This window comes from Dyella sp. (assembly GCF_036384435.1).
In the GTDB taxonomy this organism is placed as follows: domain Bacteria; phylum Pseudomonadota; class Gammaproteobacteria; order Xanthomonadales; family Rhodanobacteraceae; genus GSA-30.
In genome coordinates this window covers 55,451-72,017 of record NZ_DASVMI010000158.1, presented here as the reverse complement: position 1 = coordinate 72,017, position 16,567 = coordinate 55,451, and the positions used below count along the sequence as shown (strand labels likewise).

Below are 16,567 nucleotides of genomic sequence, written 5' to 3'. Positions count from 1 at the left end.
TGCGCCAGTCGAATAATCAGGCTTTACCTGATGTTTGAAACACGGCGTTACTTTTCAAGCCATATTCAGGCGAAGCCTGCTGGCCGCTCAGCCGCCTTTGCCCGGCGGCATTGCCAAGGCGTCATCCAGTGCCTCATGAAAGCGCTCTGGCGCTTCGATCATGGGGGCATGCCCCAGTCCATCGAGCGGGATCAGCCGCGCATGCGGGATCGCCGCTGCCGCCTCCTTGCCCAACTGCGGATAATTGCCCAGGCTCGCGGCAACCGCGGGTGGCGCGATGTCACGTCCCAGCGCGGTGCGATCGGCCTGTCCGATGATCAACACCGTAGGCACCCGGATATTCGGGAACTCATGAATGACCGGCTGGCTATAGATCATGTCGTAGGTCAGCGCGCCGGCCCATGCTGCCGCCTGGCGGCCATCGCCTTCGTACATGCCCGCCTGCAACAGCGCCCAGCGGTCGTACTGGGGTTTCCAATGGCCGTGGTAGTAGCTCTTGAGCTGATACGCCTTGATCGTGGCGTAGCTGGTTTTAAGCTCGTTTTGATACCAGGCGTCCACGCTGCGCCATGGCACGCCCTTGGCCTGCCAGTCTTCCAGACCGATCGGATCAACCAGGATCAATCGCTGCACGGCATTGGGGTACATCAACGTATAGCGTGAACCGACCATGCCGCCCATGGAATGGGCGATCACGATGACCTTGTCGATGCCCAGGCCGGTCAGCAGCGCGTGCGTGTTGGCGGCAAGCTGCGCAAAGCTGTACTGATAGCCAGCAGGCTTGGAGGATTTGCAGAAGCCGACCTGGTCGGGAACGATCACGCGATACCCCTCGTCGCGCAGGCGTTCGGCGGTGGCCGTCCAATAAGGTGCGCAGAAGTTCTTGCCATGCAGCAGCACGATCGATTGGCCATTGGCGTGTTGCGGCGTCAGGTCCATGTAGGCCATCTGCAACGCCTGTCCCTGGCTCGGCAACTCGATCCAGTGCACGGGATAGGGATAGTCGTAATGCTCCAGCCTGGCGCCTAGCGCCACGGTGCTGGGTGCATCGTCGGCATATATGGTGACCGGGGCGAAGACCGCCGCCAAGGCAAGGCTCAAGCGGACAAGCATGGGCATTCCTTCGAATTCGTGCACGAAAACACCCCGAGTATAGCCAGTCGTCGTCGCGCGCTTGCGTAAGGCAGTTATGACCTTGGGGCATTGATCGGCGAGGTAGACAGTGGGCAGCCATGTGCTTTTGCGCTTCAATGGCACAGGCATCCGATACAGCGAGGTTGCAGTGATCCAGACCGTGTGGCCCTACCTGGCCTTGATGCTGCTGGCGGCGGGCATGTTCCCGGCGCTGGAGCGTCAATTCGGATGGCGCATTTTCCAGGTGTTTCCCCCCATCGTACTCACCTACCTGCTGGTGACGGCCATGGCGGTGGTGGGCGTGTGGCAGGTCAACGAGCCGATTCGCGCAGCGCAAACCATCATCGTCGGCGAACTGGTACCGGCGCTGCTGTTCCTTTTGATGATCCATTGTGACCTGCGTGCCATCCTGGCCCTGGGGCCGCGTGTGCTGGCGGTATTCGCAAGCACCTCGGTGAGCCTGTTCGCGGCGTTCGTGCTGGTGTTCCTGATATTGCGCCATGCCTTGCCGGGCATGGCATGGCAGCCGCTGGCCGCCCTGTCGGGGAGCTGGATGGGAGGCACGGCAAACATGATCGCTGTCAAGCAGGCCATCGGCATGCCCGATAGCCTGCTTACCTTTTCCCTGCTCACCGATGCCTTGTGCTACTCGGCATGGGTGGCTGTGCTGTTTGGTGCGGCCCGTTTTGCGACAGCCTTCAATCGGTGGACGCGTGCGTGCTCCAGTGCCGACATGGCCGTGGCGCCCGCACGCAGCCATGCGCCGGCCACCACCGATGCGGTGTTGCTGTGGCTGGGCGTGGCGCTGGCCGTGGCTGTCGGTTCCGCGTGGCTGGCTGGCCTTCTTCCCACCTCAGGCATGGTCTCTTCCTCGACCTGGACCATCCTGCTGGCCACGGCGGCGGGCCTGCTGGCAGGCCAGACCCCGCTTTCGCGCTATGCGGGAGCCAATGCCATATCCAGCGCCTTGCTAGCTGTCGTCGTGGCCGTTCTGGCCTCGCAGAGCAATTTCAGCGGCCTGCGTGATGCACCGATCTATCTTTTGGCTGGGGCTTGCATCATTGTCGTGCACGCCGTATTGCTGGCTTTGTTTGCTCGCATCTTTCACTTCGACTTGTACTTGTGCGGCATTTCCTCACTCGCGCATATCGGTGGCGTGGCGGCCACGCCGGTACTGGCGGCGACCTATTCGCGCGCGCTGGTGCCAGTCGGTGTATTGCTGGCCTTGCTCGGTTATATCCTGGGTACCGGTTTCGGTCTGCTCGTGGCAAAAGTGCTACAGATGTTGGCAATCGCATGAAGATCTCCCGTTTGGCTTGGCGAAGCGGGCTGGCAGCCTGGGCGCTGGCTTACGCGCTACAAGCGTTTGCGCAGGCTTCCGCGCTATCTCCTGTTGACGACATGGCCGCGCATCCGGAGCGGCTATCTGCCCAGTTCTGGGTGCGCCGACTTGAGCGACCGGACCAACTCATGATGGATGCCAGCGCCATCGCCGAGCAGAATCGCCGGTTGTTTGCTCAGGATCGAACCATGCACGATCTCTCGCGCATGCCGGCGATCCTCGATGGTGTGCAGGTACGCCAGTGGATCGAACAACGCTCGGTCCGTCCGACAGGCCCGTTGTATGACCGGCAGGGCCGCGTTATCGACGAGGCGCATCGCGATGCATGGATGACCAGCCTGGCACTGGATCGGATACCGACCAGCCAGGTCACGCGCTACGGCCTAGTCGTGCATCGCGCATCGCTGCGCAGTTTTCCCACGGATGAGCGTGTATTTCGTCGGCAGGGCGATACGGATATTGATCGCTTCCAGGAGACTGCCGAATTTCCCGGGACACCGGTTGTCATCGTCCACACCAGTGGCGATGGACAATGGCTGTTCGTGCTGAGTGCGCGTTATGCCGCGTGGGTGCACAAGGCCGATATCGCCGAAGGCAGCGCTGACGAAGTGCTTGGCTATGGGCGCGCCAGCGATGCACGAGTCATCACGGCAGCGGTGGCGCATACGGTGTTCACGCCAGAGCAGCCCGCGCTATCGCGCCTGGGCCTTGATATGGGTATCCGGCTGCCTCTGGATCCCAGGCCGCCATCCATGGTGAACGGCCAGGCCAGCTACACCAGCCATGTGCTTCGACTTCCGGTGCGAGATGCGCAGGGGCGTGTCCGGTTTGCCGATGCCTTGCTGCCGCGCAACGAGGATACCGCACCGGACTACCTGTCTCTTACGCCTGTCCACGTCATCGACCAGGCGTTCAAGTTCCTTGGCGAGCGATACGGCTGGGGCCATGATTATGATGCTCGCGATTGCAGCGGCTTCGTCTCCGAGGTCTACCGCAGCATGGGTGTGCAGTTGCCGCGCAATACCGGCGACCAGGGCAGTAGCCCTGCGTTGCATGTGCAGGCGTTCACGGCAGCCGATTCGCATGAGGCCCGCCTGCGCGCCATCGATTCGCTGGATGTAGGCGACCTGATCTATATACCGGGTCACGTCATGATGATCATCGGCCGGATCAACGGGAAGCCGTATGTGATCCACGATACCGCGGGCGCCAGTTATCGCGATGCTGGCGGGCAGGTGCGTCGCGTCGCCCTCAATGGCGTATCGGTAACTGCTTTCCTGCCCTTGTTGTCCGACGACGGCACGCCGTACGTGGATCGCATGACCGATGTCGTGCGTATGCGTGCCGCGCCATGAACATTATCGGCATTCGCCTGGCCATGTTGCGATTGCCTTTGCGCACGCCCTTTCGCACTGCGTTACGCACGGTCGAGCAACTGGAGGACATCGTCGTTCAGGTGCAGGTCGACAGCGGTCATTGGGGCTATGGCGAGGCGCCGCCCACGGCAGCCATCACAGGCGAAACGCATGCATCGCTGATGGAGGCGATCAACGGTTATATCGCCCCTGCGATCATGGGACGCAGTATTGACGACATCGACAGCCTGTCGCGCATGGTGCAGCATGCCATGGCGCGCAACAGCAGCGCCAAGGCCGCCGTTGAGATGGCACTCTATGATCTGCATGCGCAGATGCACGGTGTGCCCTTGCATGAACTCCTGGGTGGCAGCACTACTTCGCTCATGACCGACCTCACCATCAGTGTGGGCGCGATCGACAAAATGGTTGCCGACACGCGTGATGCGCTCGCGCGCGGCTTCACGGCATTGAAGATCAAGCTGGGCCGCGAGCTTGAGCTGGATGTGGAGCGCGTGCAGGCCATCCATGAGACGGCAAAGGGCAGGGCCAGCTTGCGGCTCGATGCCAATCAAGGCTGGACTGCCCGGCACACGGTCGATGTGCTGCATGCGCTTGAGCGTGCGGGCATCGTGCCGGAACTGATCGAGCAGCCCGTGCCGGCTTATGATCTCGATGGCATGCGCTATGTCATTGAACGCGTGCAGACGCCGGTCATGGCCGATGAAAGCGTGTTCGGGCCTGAGGACGTACAACGCCTGCTGCGCGAAAAGGCGGCCGATATCGTCAACATCAAGTTGATGAAGGCGGGCGGAATAGCACGCGCCCTGCGCATCGCCGACATTGCTGCCGACCATGGCGTGCCGTGCATGATGGGATGCATGCTTGAAAGCGGCATCAGCGTGGCTGCGGCGGCGCATGTGGCGGCGGCGCGGCCGGACACCATTCGCCTCATCGATCTCGATGGGCCTCAGTTGTGCGCCATCGATCCCGTGCGTGGGGGTGTCCGGTTCCACGGCCCTCATATTGATCTGTCCCGGTCACCCGGACTCGGCATCGACCATGTGGAGCGTCTGCAATGGTTTTGAATCATCTCCGAGCACCTGGTCGATGGATGTTCGCCGTTGTCGTGTCACTGCTGGTCGCGTGCAGCCAGCCGGTGCGACCCGTGCCGGGCTGGGAATCGTCCAGTCAGCTCATTCTGGTCACGGTGCCGGACTGGGATGCCGATCATGGCAGCTTGAGCACATACGAGCGTGTCCATGGCACATGGCAGCGCCGGGAGTCTGCGCAAGCCGTGGTCGTGGGTCGCTCAGGCAGTGCGTGGGGCCAGGGGCTCAATGAGATTCCGCACGAAGGGCCTTTAAAGCAGGAGGGCGATGGTCGCGCCACCGCGGGTGTGTTTCGCATCGGGCAGGCTTTCGGCTATGCCGATCACGCCGTAACCGCGCTCGACTATCGAGCCATGCAAGTGGATGACTACTGCATCGACGTGCCTACGTCGCCGCTCTATAACCGCATCGTGGACACGCGAGATGCCGATCCGGCCATCGTGGCAGGCTCCAGCGAGCCGATGCGCCGCGACCTGCTTGCCGATGGGGATCAGCGCTATCGGCTGGGCTTCGTAATCGAGCACAACGTCCAAGGGCGTGCCGGATCAGGTAGTTGCATTTTCGCGCATATCTGGAAGACGCCCGATACTCCTACTGCTGGTTGCACCGCCATGGACAGCGCCGTCATGGAGCGGCTGCTCGCCTGGTTGCGCCCCGAAGACCACCCCATCTTCGTACTGCTGCCGCAACATGAATACACGGCACGCTGGCAGGCCTGGAAACTTCCCTCACCCGAAGCAAACCAGGCACCCGTCGATCCATAGTCGACATGGGCGCGGCGCATATGTCGGTGGGCGACGCGTGCGAAGCCTGTTGTGATCCAGGGCGAGCTCGAAAAGCCTTCCAGCGAGTTCGCTGTTGCGGTGGGGCATCGGGCCGAATGTCGATGGCTTATGGCTCCATCAAGGTCAGGTCGCCGGCGAGGGCCGCGTGCACGCCGTGTACGCGGGACTTCTGGTCCGCGTTCTTTCACAAAAACCAAAACAATTTCGCCACGCAACCGGTATATCCTTACACGGGGAATGGATACAGCAGCAGGGGTTGGTGTGCTGAAGTGGATCGAGAAAGCCCTGGGTCGGGCTAGTGGGAACGGACCCTCCGAGGGCGATGAGGCCTGGCTGGCACAACTCAAGACATGGCTCTCCGGCATGGACAGCCTGCCCAGCCAGGAAGTACGCCACGGCTTTGCCGCCGACATGCTCCGCTATGTGCGCGAGGGTGAGCCGGTGTCGGTTCTCGGCGAAGCGGGCAGCCAGGAAAAGATCGGTAAGTTCCTGAAGATCATCGGGCATCATCATGCCCGTAACGGTATTGACGACGCCCGGCGCATATATAGCCAGCTCGATGCCGCGCCGATCACCATGTTGTTGCGTCTGGGGCGCGTGCTGGAAGCCTCGGCAGGCACCCAGCGTCGCCAGTTTCGCCTTGGACTACCCGATGGCTCGCATTGGGCCGAGGCACTGCTGGTCAATAGCTCCGGCAGCAGCATCGATAGCTGGTCCAGCGAGCGCCCTCGCGCCACAGGGTGGCACGCGGCTCTCCTGGAGAGCCTGCTCGTCGAGGCTGGGCAGCCCGGCCATGCGTTGTTGCAGAGCGCATTCACCACGGCGGTCGATTCGTACTATGGCTTGCGTCAGCGGGCGTTGATGGTCACGGACGTGGCCGATTACGGGGCCTGGGTCGCGCGGCATGCCGATGCGGTCAGGCACTGGTTGTTCCCGGCTGCCGTGCCACAACGCCTGCACGTCATCGAGATGCTCAAGCCGCTTTCTGCCGCGGAGTTGGCGCCGTTTGCGAACGAACTGGCAACCATGGTGACCTCCAGCAGCAAGCAGGTGCGTGCCGCGGCCGAACCGCTGGTGCTTTGTGTGTCGACGGAGGCCGCCTCCCCATTGCGGCGACTGGCGGTGGAAGGTGATCCGGAGACGCGCCAATACGCCCTGCGCATGGTGTGGCAGATGGGTGAGCAGCAGGGCGACGATGCGCTGCGAGCTTTTGCGCGCGATACCGCGCAGGCGGACAAGGCCATGTCGGTACAGGCCCTGGTGCGCGAATGGGAGCTGGTCAAACAGGCTGTTTCCGATTCGGCCAAGGTGCGTTACGAATATGAGGTGCCGCAAATCGATTGGAGCGGCACGCTCACGCCAGAAGTTCTGGCGCAGCTCGACCGCATGTGGAGCGAGCTCAATACCTCCGTCGAGCGCATGAACGTAAAGATGCGCGAAAGCCATGCCGCCGCTGTCGCTGCTGGCCACAATTACAAGCTGCACCAGGATGTTCCGTACTCGCCCGACCTGCTGCGCCAGCTCAAGGACTATGTTGGCGGTGCCGATCCGCGCATTTCCGCGCCAAGACAGGAAAACGTGGCTTACCGCCATGTCATGCCCGCGATCAATCGCCTGGCTGGCTGGGCCTATGCCACTCCCCAGTTGATGTTCAAGGTGCTGGCGTTCTTCGGCATGCTGGTCGATCGCCAAGGTGCCCTGAGCGGCATGGCCGCTTCGGTGTTCAATGCGCTCGATCGCGCCGAGCGCGGCGTCACGCTGATCGAGTTGTCCGTGATGCTGGAGCAGGCGGGCTACAGCGCGGGTTTGCCCTTCAAGGCGTATTGCAATGCGTGGTCGCAACTGGCGGCGCAGTGGGACAACGAAAAAGTCTGGCCGTACATGGCATCGCAATTGCCATTGCTGATCGAGTCACTGGGGCAGGCCAAGGATTACTCCACCAGCCGTGCCGCGATCTTCCGTGCGGTCGGTAGCCTTCCGGCGCCGCCGCCGATCCTGATCAATGCCTTGTTTGACCTGGCGCTGGGCGTGACCCGGAGCGAGCGCATGGCCGCACAGGAAGCATTGGCCAACCATCCTGGCAAGGAGGCGCGTATCATCGCGGCCCTGGCCGACGGCAAATCCGAGATACGTGCCGTTGCCGCGCAATGGCTGGGGCGCCTGTCGCATGAGCCAGCAATTCCGGCGCTGGAAGAAGCTGTCGCCAGGGAAAAGCACGATGTACCCAAGGGCGCGATGCTCGATGCCTTGCAAGCCATGGGGCGTCCGGTAGAGCGCTACCTGGATCGGGCCAAGCTGGCGGCCGAAGCGAAGAAGCAATCCACCAAGGCGTTGCCCAAGGATATCGAATGGTTTCCCTTCGATGCGATGCCACTCGTGCGCTGGAGCGATACGGGTGACACCGTACCCGTGGACGTATTGCGCTGGTTGGTGATACAGGCGGTCAAGCAGAAGTCGTCCGAGCCCAACGCGGTGTTGCGCAAGTACTGCGCCATGTTCGAGCCAGGCGACCGTGAACGCCTCGGGCAGTTCGTGCTGGACAACTGGTTGCGCGAGGATGTTCGGCCGATTCCCGCTGATGAAGCGATGCGTCGCGCCACGGTACATGCCACCAACGTGTCCAGCTGGATGCAACGCTCGCCGCAGTACTACCAGAACGATCCGATGTTCGGTAAATCCGTCGAAGAACTGGTGGCGCACTATTTGCCCGGTTGCCTGCGCCAGCCTCAAGGCTCGGCGACGGGTAGCAAGGGCGTGCTCGCCATAGCGGCGGCCTGCGCCGGAGCCGGTGCGGCCGAGCCGGTGGCGCGCTACTTGAAGGCCTACTACGGATCGCGCGCCTCGCAGGGCAAGGCATTGATCGGCATGCTGGCATGGATCGAACATCCCACTGCCACGCAGTTGATGCTTTCGATCGGTAACCGTTTTCGCACCAAGAGCTTCCAGGAGGAGGCGACGCGCCAGGCCCAGGCGCTGGCCGAGCGCAAGAACTGGACCATGCCCGAGTTGGCCGATCGCACGATTCCCACGGCCGGCTTCGATGAAACCGGCACCATGGAATTGAGCTATGGCGAGCGCACGTTCATTGCGCGCCTGGTCGCGGACTTCAAGGTCGATCTGTTCAATCCCGACGGCAAGAAGATCACCTCGCTGCCTGCGCCTCGCCAGGACGACGATGCCGACCGCGCCAAGGAATCGAAGAAAGCATTCTCGGGTGCGAAAAAGGAAATCAAGTCTATCGTCGACCTGCAGACCGATCGCCTGTACGAAGCCCTGTGCACCGAGCGCGACTGGTCGTTCGAGGACTGGAACGAGTATCTCAATCGACACCCGATCGTGCGTCGCCTCATGCAGCGCCTGGTCTGGGCGCAGGTCGAGGATGGCAAGGTCGTCGCCACGTTCCGCCCGCTGGACGATGGCACGCTGACCGATAGCCAGGATAACGAAGTGAACCTGCCCGCCGAAGCACGCGTGCGTCTGGCGCACGACTCGATCCTGGATCAGGCACTGGTCGAACAGTGGCAGCAGCACCTGGCCGATTATGAAGTGGTGCCTTTGTTCCAGCAGATCGGCAAGGGCATCTATCGCCCCTCGGCCGAGCAACTGACGCGCAACGAGATCAAGGATTTCGAAGGCTACATGCTGGAAAGCTTCGCCCTGCGCGGCCGGGCCACCAAGCTGGGCTATACCCGTGGCGCGGCCGAAGACGGTGGCTGGTTCTATACCTACGAAAAGCGCTTTCCCACGCTTGGCATGACGGCGGTGATCGATTTCACCGGCGGCCCGCTGCCGGAGGAAAACCGCAAGATAGCCTTGGTGCGGCTGACATTCGTGCCCAATGGCCAGAACCACTGGCAACGCAACGAACTGGTGCTATCGCGCGTACCATTGGTACTGTTGTCCGAATGCTACAACGACATGCGCCTGCTGGCCGCTGACGGTACCGGTTTCGATCCGGACTGGCAGAAGAAAAGCCAATACTGATAGAGAGCGCCCATGAGCGATGTTTCGAAAGTGATTCTGCGAGCACCTGCCGAGCAGGTGCACGCGGCCGAACTGGCGCGCCTGGCCGAGGGTGACAATGGTCCACGCCCGGAGGGCTGGCGCCTGTCGCCACGTGCCGTGCGCAGCTTCATCCTGGGGGATGACAAGCGCGATGTGCGCCGCAAGTTCTACGGCGACGACGCACTGATCGATCGCTGCATCGTGACATTGATGAGCAATCGAGGCTTGCTGCTGGTCGGCGAACCGGGTACGGCCAAGTCCATGTTGTCCGAACTGCTTTCGGCGGCCATTTCCGGTCATTCGACCTGCACTATCCAGGGGACGGCTGGTACCACCGAAGACCAGATCAAGTACTCCTGGAATTACGCCCTGCTGCTGGCTGAAGGCCCGTCGCCGCGCGCCCTCGTACGCGGCCCGATGTACGAGGCCATGAGCGCCGGCGTGTTGTGCCGGTTCGAGGAAATTACGCGCGTACAGCCAGAAATTCAGGATGGCCTGATCAGCTTGCTGTCGGACAAGGTGCTGCATGTGCCGGAGCTGACCGGCGACGATGCGGTGATATTCGCTGCCCGCGGTTTCAACGTGCTGGCGACCGCCAATCTGCGCGATCGCGGTGTGCATGAAATGTCCAGCGCGCTCAAGCGGCGCTTCAACTTCGAGACGGTACGCCCGATCGCCGATCGCAAGCTGGAAACCCAACTGGTGCGCGAACAGACCGAAGCCTTGCTTCAACAGGCGCGCGTGGATGTGGATTTGCGCCCGGACGTCATCGATTTGCTGGTGACGGCGTTCCACGATCTGCGCCACGGTGCCACCAGCGAAGGCATCGTGGTAGAAAAGCCGACCGCCGTGATGTCCGCTGCCGAGGCGGTGGCCGTGGGCTATGCCGCTTGCCTGGATGCGCACTATTTCGGCGATGGCAGCGTCGGCGGCGAGCATGTCGCGCGTCAGCTGATCGGTACCGTGCTCAAAGACAACCCCGATGACGGCAGCAAGCTGCGCCATTACTTCGATGTGGTAGTGAAACAGCGTGCACAGCGTCATGAGCCATGGAAGCGGATGCTCGATGCGCGACGCGAGCTTGAGCGCTGAGGCTCTGCACGGGCGATGGCCCGTCGATGCCGGCAGCTTGCGTGCGCTTGGTGCGAGCCTGATATCGCCGGAACGGATCATCTTTCCTGTCCGGCATCACAGTCCTGGCTGCGCATGGCAGTTGCAGCGGATCTTCCAGATCCATCGCCCCAGCGTTGTGCTGGTCGAGGGGCCTGGCTCGTTCACTCCGCTCGTGCCGATGCTCACGCATGCCGATGCGCGCATGCCGCTGGCGGTCTACACCTATGCCGTGCATGCGGTCAGGGGCGAAGCGGGCGAACGCCGTGGTGCGGCGTATTACCCTTTCTGCGACTATTCGCCCGAGCTGGTCGCCTTACGCGCCGCGGTTGCCGCAGGTGTGCCTGCACGCTTCATCGATCTTGACTACGCTCAGCAAAGTGCCATCGAACAGGACGCGGCGCTGTCGAACGATGAATCGGCCTCGTTGCTGGATGAGCGCCACTACAGGCGTAGCCGCTATCTCCAGGAACTGGCGACAAACCTGGGTTGCCGCGACCACGAAGAGCTGTGGGAGCATCTGTTCGAGGCCGATGCGCCTGCGCGCGAGCCCGATGCCTATATCGCCGACATCGCCGCCTATTGCCAACTGTCGCGACTGGACAGCCGCGAATCCGAACTGGTTGCCGATGGCACCTTGCAACGTGAGGCCGAGATGGCCTGGCACGTGCGCGAAGCGCTTGCCCGGCGCGAGCCAGGGGAGGGGCCGGTGCTGGTGGTTGTCGGTGGTTTTCACGCCGTCGTGCTGCCGCAATTGCTGGAAGGTTCTGGCAAACGGCCGTCGCTGCCGGCGGTAAAAGTCACCGATGCCATGTCCGCGTTGATCCGTTACAGCTTCGACCGCCTGGATCGACTCAACGGCTATGCCGCTGGCATGACCTCGCCAGGGTGGCACCAGATGATCTGGGAGGGCTTGCAGAAGCAGTCCCGGACAGGTCAGCCGGCGTCGCCGCGCTACCGTCGCGAGGCAGCCTTGCAGATCCTCTTCGACGTGGCACAGGAGTTGCGCGAACGCCACGACGTGGCGTTGCCGGTACCGGGTGTCGCGGCGGCATACGAGCAGATGCTGCGCCTGGCCTCGTTGCGCGGACGCGACGTGCCGCTGCGTGATGATGTGCTCGATGCCATCGTCAGTTGCTTCATCAAGGGCGATATCGATGCCGAGGGCTTGCTGGTAAGGCAAGTGGCGCACCGGCGCTTCGGTGGCGTCGCTGTCGGCAGGGTGCCGCCAGGCGCGGCAACGCCGCCGCTGGTGAAGGATTTTGAATATCGCGCCCGCCGCCAGCGTCTGCGTATCGACGAAAATGAGCCAAGGCGTGTTGCGTTGGATATCTATCGTCGCCCCGACCATCGACTTACCAGCCGTTTGCTGCATGGGCTGGTATTTCTCGGCATCCCGTTCGCCGTGCGGACGGCTGGTCCGGATTTCGTCAATGGCCTGGGGTTGGAGCGGCTACAGGAGCAATGGGAATATGTGTATTCGTCGGCCATCGAGGCCGCGCTGGTCGAGGCGTCGGTCTATGGCGTGACCGTGCCGCTGGCGGTGGCCCATCGCTTTGGCGCGCGCCTGGATCGGCTGCATGCCGATGGACAAGCCAAGGACGCCAGCGCCGCCGCAAGCCTGCTTGCCCACGCTTGCGTACTGGGTTTGCACGATCACCTTCCGCGCACCCTCGACACGCTGCGTATCGCGGTTGCTGGCGATGCCTCCTTCGAATCGGTCGCGCGCGCGGCAGGCAGCATTGGCTTGTTGTGGGAGTCACGCGAACCGTTGGAGGCCCGCGACGCCGATGAGCTGCCGGTGGTGCTGCAGGCGACTTACGAGCGCGCCATTTACTTGGGCATCAACCTGCGCAGCGTGCAGGGGGATGGCAGTGCGACGGTCCAGGCCTTGGCTCAATTGCGCGAACTGCTGGTCAGCAACGCCGGTCAAGCACTCGACGCCTCGCTCTATTGGCAGATGATCGAGCAACTGCATGGCGAGCATCCGGCAGCAGTGATTCGCGGCGCCTGCGCGGGCCTGCTCTATCTTTCCGGCCGCCTGGATGAAGACGCACTTGGCCGCACGCTCGCCGGTCATCTGGGCGGACTGCGTGATCCGAAAGATGCCGTGGGTTATCTGCGCGGCATGCTGGGTACCGCGCGCGAGGCAGCCTGGCAGCAGCCTGCGGTGCTGGCCTCGCTCGACAGCCTGTTGCATGGCTGGGACGAGGCGGCCTTCGTGACCAACCTGCCCGAGCTTCGATTGGCCTTTTCCAGCATGACGCCCAAGGAAACCGATCGCATTGCTGGTACCGTTGCAGCCATGCATGGCGCGCAGGACCTGGGATCATTGGTCGACCACTCGCAGGACGAAGCCCAGGTGCAAGCCCATCTTCGATTGTCAGCCACGCTGCGCGAGGTCCTGGCCGCCGATGGGCTCGACACATGGTGGAGCCCATGACTCCCTTGGAACGCTGGCGCCTGGTGCTGGGCAAATACGCCGACAAGCGATTGCCCCAAGGCGGCGGTGACGGCGCCCGCATGGATCGCGCGCTCGATTATCTCTACGGTCGTGAATACAAGGGCCGAGGATTGCGTCAGGACGGACCAGCACCGGGCTCGCTCGATGCCTCGCAGTTGACCCTGGTCACCTGGCTCAATGAGGTGCGTGAGCTGTTTCCACAGGACACCGTGGAAACCATCGAGAAGCATGCGCTCGATCGCTACGGCATGACCGAGCTGATTACCGATCCGCGCACGCTGGAGCGACTCGAACCCAACCAGGAGCTTCTACGCAGCCTGTTGTCGTTGCGCAGCCATCTCAAGGGCGAAGTGCTTGAGGTGGCCAGGCGCATCATTCGTACCGTGGTCGAGGAACTCAAGCGCAAGCTCGAATCCCAGGTGCGCCAGACATTGTCGGGGCGGCTCAACCGCTTTCGGCATTCGCCCATGGCGGTGGCCAAGAACTTCGATGCCATAGGCACCGTGCGGCGCAATCTCAAGCATTACGATGTCGAGCGCGGCAAGCTGGTGATCGAGCAGGTACGGTTCTTCGAACGCAATACCCGTCGCCTGCCGTGGGACATCATCCTGTGCGTGGACCAGAGCGGCAGCATGGCCGACTCGGTCATCCATAGCGCGGTCATGGCCGGCATCCTGGCTGGATTGCCGGCATTTCGCGTCAAGCTGGTGGTCTTCGACACCAACGTGGTCGATCTCTCCGGCTTTGCCGACGATCCGGTGGAGACGCTGATGCGCGTGCAACTTGGCGGGGGCACCGACATTGCCCAGGCCGTGCGTTATTGCGCGCAACTAGTGGAAAACCCGCATCGCACGGTGCTGGTATTGATTACCGATTTCTGTGAGGGTGCTCCACCTGGCGAACTGCTGCGTGCGGTCAAGCAACTAGCCGAGGCGCGCGTGAAGTTGATCGGCCTGGCGTCGCTCGATGGACAGGCCGCACCGGTCTATGACCGCCAGATGGCCGAGCGCCTGGCCACGTGTGGCATGGAGATCGCCGCCTTGACGCCCCAGCGCCTGGCCCAGTGGCTGGTGAAGGTGGTTTCATGACGGTGCTGCGAGACACCTTGTTGACACAGTTGGCGCGCTTCGACGACGACGCGTTCGCAGCGCTCGCCAATCGCGGCTTGCTGCGTCGCGCCTACAAGGACCTGGAAACCCACGCGCCGCAAATTGCCGACGAAACGGCGGACGTCTTGACCGTCGCCTTCGCCGGCCAGCAGATCCGTTTCGACGCGCGCGGCCCGGCGCAGGCGCAATGCGGCTGCCCGGCCAGCGGTGTATGCCAGCACTTGTTGGGTGCGGCGATCGGCTTGCGCCAGTTGCTGCAGGCCGACGGTGCTGCATCAGCCAGCGCGTCGGACCAGGGCGAGAACGAGGTGCCGGCCGATGGCTCAACGGCGCGAGAGGCTGCATCGCCTGTCGATGGCTTGCGCGATGCCTTGCTCGCGTTCTCGCATGCGCAGCTGGTCAAGCATGCGGGCAAGACAGGCTATCGATGGGCCTGGCAGTTCGTGCAGGACCTCGACGGCGAACGTGATGTACGGCTGGGTGGTGAGCGCAACGTCGTGATCGACATACTGCGTCCGCGCATGAGCTTGCGATACATGGGCGGGCCGCTGGAAAGCCTCGTACTGGATACCCAGACCGCGCAGGCGGCCAAGTACCAGGTAGCCGCCGTGCTGGTGTTCCAGCGCGCTCATGGGGTGGCCATTCGCGAGCCTGATGCGCCGGGACGAACTGCCCCCGGAACGCTGGACCTGGGCAAGGATCACGCCGTCGCGACCGTCGGTGCGCTGGCGCTTGCCGATTCGCGTGAACGCCTGCGCGCTGCGGTTAGCCAGTTGTTGCAGGAGAGCCTCACGCTTGGACTTTCCCACCTGTCCGAAGCGATGCAGCAGCGTTACGCCACGCTGGCGGTGTGGGCACAGGGTGCGGAGTACTATCGTCTCGCGCTGCTGCTGCGGCGCCTGGCCGATCACGTGGAATTGCTGCTCGAACGTGCTGGCCAGGCCGACGAACACGTACTGCTCGATGAGATCAGTCTCACCTATGGCCTGGTGCAGGCACTTGCCGCGGCGGGGCCCGGTGGTGCGCCCAGCCATCTGGTGGGACGCGCACGCACACGCTACGAATCGGCCGGCGCGCTGGAGTTGCTGGGCCTGGGCGCGAGCGCATGGCGTTCGGCGTCGGGTTACGTCGGCCTGACCATGCTGTTCTGGTCGCCCGCCGATCGTTGTTTTGTTTCCTGTAGCGATGCGCGACCGGAATCGCAGGGCGGCTTCAATCCCGTCGCACGCTACAAGGCTGTGGGACCATGGAGCGGGCTGGGCGCGCCGGCGCAGGCGACCGGGCGGCAAGTCCTGCTGACGCATGCGCAACTCAATGCAGGCGGCCGTGTCTCGGCAGCCGAGAGCACCCACGCCGTAGTAAAAGCCATGAGCACCACGGATTTCCGTGCCCAGTTGCAACCGTGGACGCATTGGGCCGCCCTGCGTGAAGCGCGCCAGTCGCGACGCCGCAGTCTGCTGGCCGAGGCGCGCCCGATGGATGACTGGGCCGTGTTGCAACCGGCGCGGGCAGGGGCTGCCCATTTCGATACCACACGGCAGCAGCTGACCTGGCCGGTGTTCGACGAAGCGGGCGATGTCCTGGTCATCGCCCTGCCGTATTCGACGTACAACGAGCATGCCATCGCTCGTATCGAGCAACTTGCTGACGGCTCCTGGCACCCTGGCGATTACCTGGTCGCGCGCTTGCGTGATGGCGCATCGGGCCTGACGGGCGAGCCGCTCAGCGTGGTGATGGCTCACGCCGTGGGTGATGCCACGCCTGTCGATGCCTTGCATTTCGACGCGGGCGCGGCGCCCGGCAAGTTGGAGGCCTGGTTGAAGAAACTGCGCAACGCGCCGGTAGACGATACCGTCGTGAATGAGCCAGAGCCCATCGGGGTGTTTCCCGCACGCTTGCGCGGCTTTCGTCAATGGTTGCGCCATCAGGCTGAGCGCGGCATCGGCGACGATGCGAGGATTCGCATCGGCCAGGAGTACGACGCGTGGCAGGAAAAGCTCGTCCGCGCAGGCTTCTCGGTATTCGGGGGGCTGAACGTGCAGCATATGGCCGCACGCTTGCTGGCGGCTAATTACGTTGCCATGCAATGTGAGCGGATGCTCAGCGCAGGCACCGACGAGGTCATCGGCGCATGACGATGCGCTATCGTTT

The 16,567-nt window shown here is 63.1% G+C and carries 10 protein-coding genes; 9 read left to right on the top strand and 1 reads right to left on the bottom strand.

Translation table 11 applies throughout. The features are described 5' to 3' along the window. Nucleotides 1–87: 87 nt before the first annotated feature. Entirely contained in the window at nucleotides 88–1,113 is a 1,026-nt protein-coding gene (locus VF436_RS15990; RefSeq protein ID WP_330905024.1) for an alpha/beta hydrolase, read from the bottom strand. A 169-nt stretch (nucleotides 1,114–1,282) separates the two neighbouring features. Between VF436_RS15990 and VF436_RS15985 the strand changes: the two genes are divergently transcribed. The 9 genes from VF436_RS15985 to VF436_RS15945 all read left to right on the top strand — a co-directional run bounded on the left by VF436_RS15985 (nucleotide 1,283) and on the right by VF436_RS15945 (nucleotide 16,551). Further along, the gene (locus VF436_RS15985) at nucleotides 1,283–2,434 is read left to right on the top strand and encodes a DUF819 domain-containing protein (RefSeq protein ID WP_330905023.1); all 1,152 of its coding nucleotides are present in this window, start codon (nucleotides 1,283–1,285) and stop codon (nucleotides 2,432–2,434) included. Next, nucleotides 2,431–3,831, top strand: a complete 1,401-nt coding sequence (locus tag VF436_RS15980; protein ID WP_330905022.1) for an SH3 domain-containing protein — start codon at nucleotides 2,431–2,433, stop codon at nucleotides 3,829–3,831. The genes VF436_RS15985 and VF436_RS15980 overlap by 4 nt, the downstream gene beginning before the upstream one ends. Next, complete coding sequence (locus tag VF436_RS15975) at nucleotides 3,828–4,919, top strand: dipeptide epimerase (RefSeq protein WP_330905021.1); 1,092 nt, start codon at nucleotides 3,828–3,830, stop codon at nucleotides 4,917–4,919. Before VF436_RS15980 ends, VF436_RS15975 begins: the two co-directional genes overlap by 4 nt. Before the next feature lie 26 nt (nucleotides 4,920–4,945). Beyond that, nucleotides 4,946–5,707 carry a hypothetical protein gene (locus VF436_RS15970; RefSeq protein ID WP_330905020.1) on the top strand — a complete coding sequence of 254 codons (762 nt, stop codon included), beginning with the start codon at nucleotides 4,946–4,948 and terminating at the stop codon, nucleotides 5,705–5,707. A gap of 282 nt (nucleotides 5,708–5,989) precedes the next feature. Further along, nucleotides 5,990–9,712: a DUF4132 domain-containing protein gene (locus tag VF436_RS15965; protein WP_330905019.1), complete on the top strand. Its 3,723-nt coding sequence runs from the start codon at nucleotides 5,990–5,992 to the stop codon at nucleotides 9,710–9,712. 12 nt (nucleotides 9,713–9,724) lie between these two features. Further along, on the top strand, nucleotides 9,725–10,825 hold the full coding sequence (locus tag VF436_RS15960; protein ID WP_330905018.1) for an AAA family ATPase: 1,101 nt from the start codon (nucleotides 9,725–9,727) through the stop codon (nucleotides 10,823–10,825). After that, nucleotides 10,800–13,286: a DUF5682 family protein gene (locus tag VF436_RS15955; protein ID WP_330905017.1), complete on the top strand. Its 2,487-nt coding sequence runs from the start codon at nucleotides 10,800–10,802 to the stop codon at nucleotides 13,284–13,286. The genes VF436_RS15960 and VF436_RS15955 overlap by 26 nt, the downstream gene beginning before the upstream one ends. After that, on the top strand, nucleotides 13,283–14,395 hold the full coding sequence (locus VF436_RS15950) for a VWA domain-containing protein (protein WP_330905016.1): 1,113 nt from the start codon (nucleotides 13,283–13,285) through the stop codon (nucleotides 14,393–14,395). Before VF436_RS15955 ends, VF436_RS15950 begins: the two co-directional genes overlap by 4 nt. Further along, nucleotides 14,392–16,551 carry a hypothetical protein gene (locus VF436_RS15945; RefSeq protein WP_330905015.1) on the top strand — a complete coding sequence of 720 codons (2,160 nt, stop codon included), beginning with the start codon at nucleotides 14,392–14,394 and terminating at the stop codon, nucleotides 16,549–16,551. The genes VF436_RS15950 and VF436_RS15945 overlap by 4 nt, the downstream gene beginning before the upstream one ends. Nucleotides 16,552–16,567: the final 16 nt, after the last annotated feature.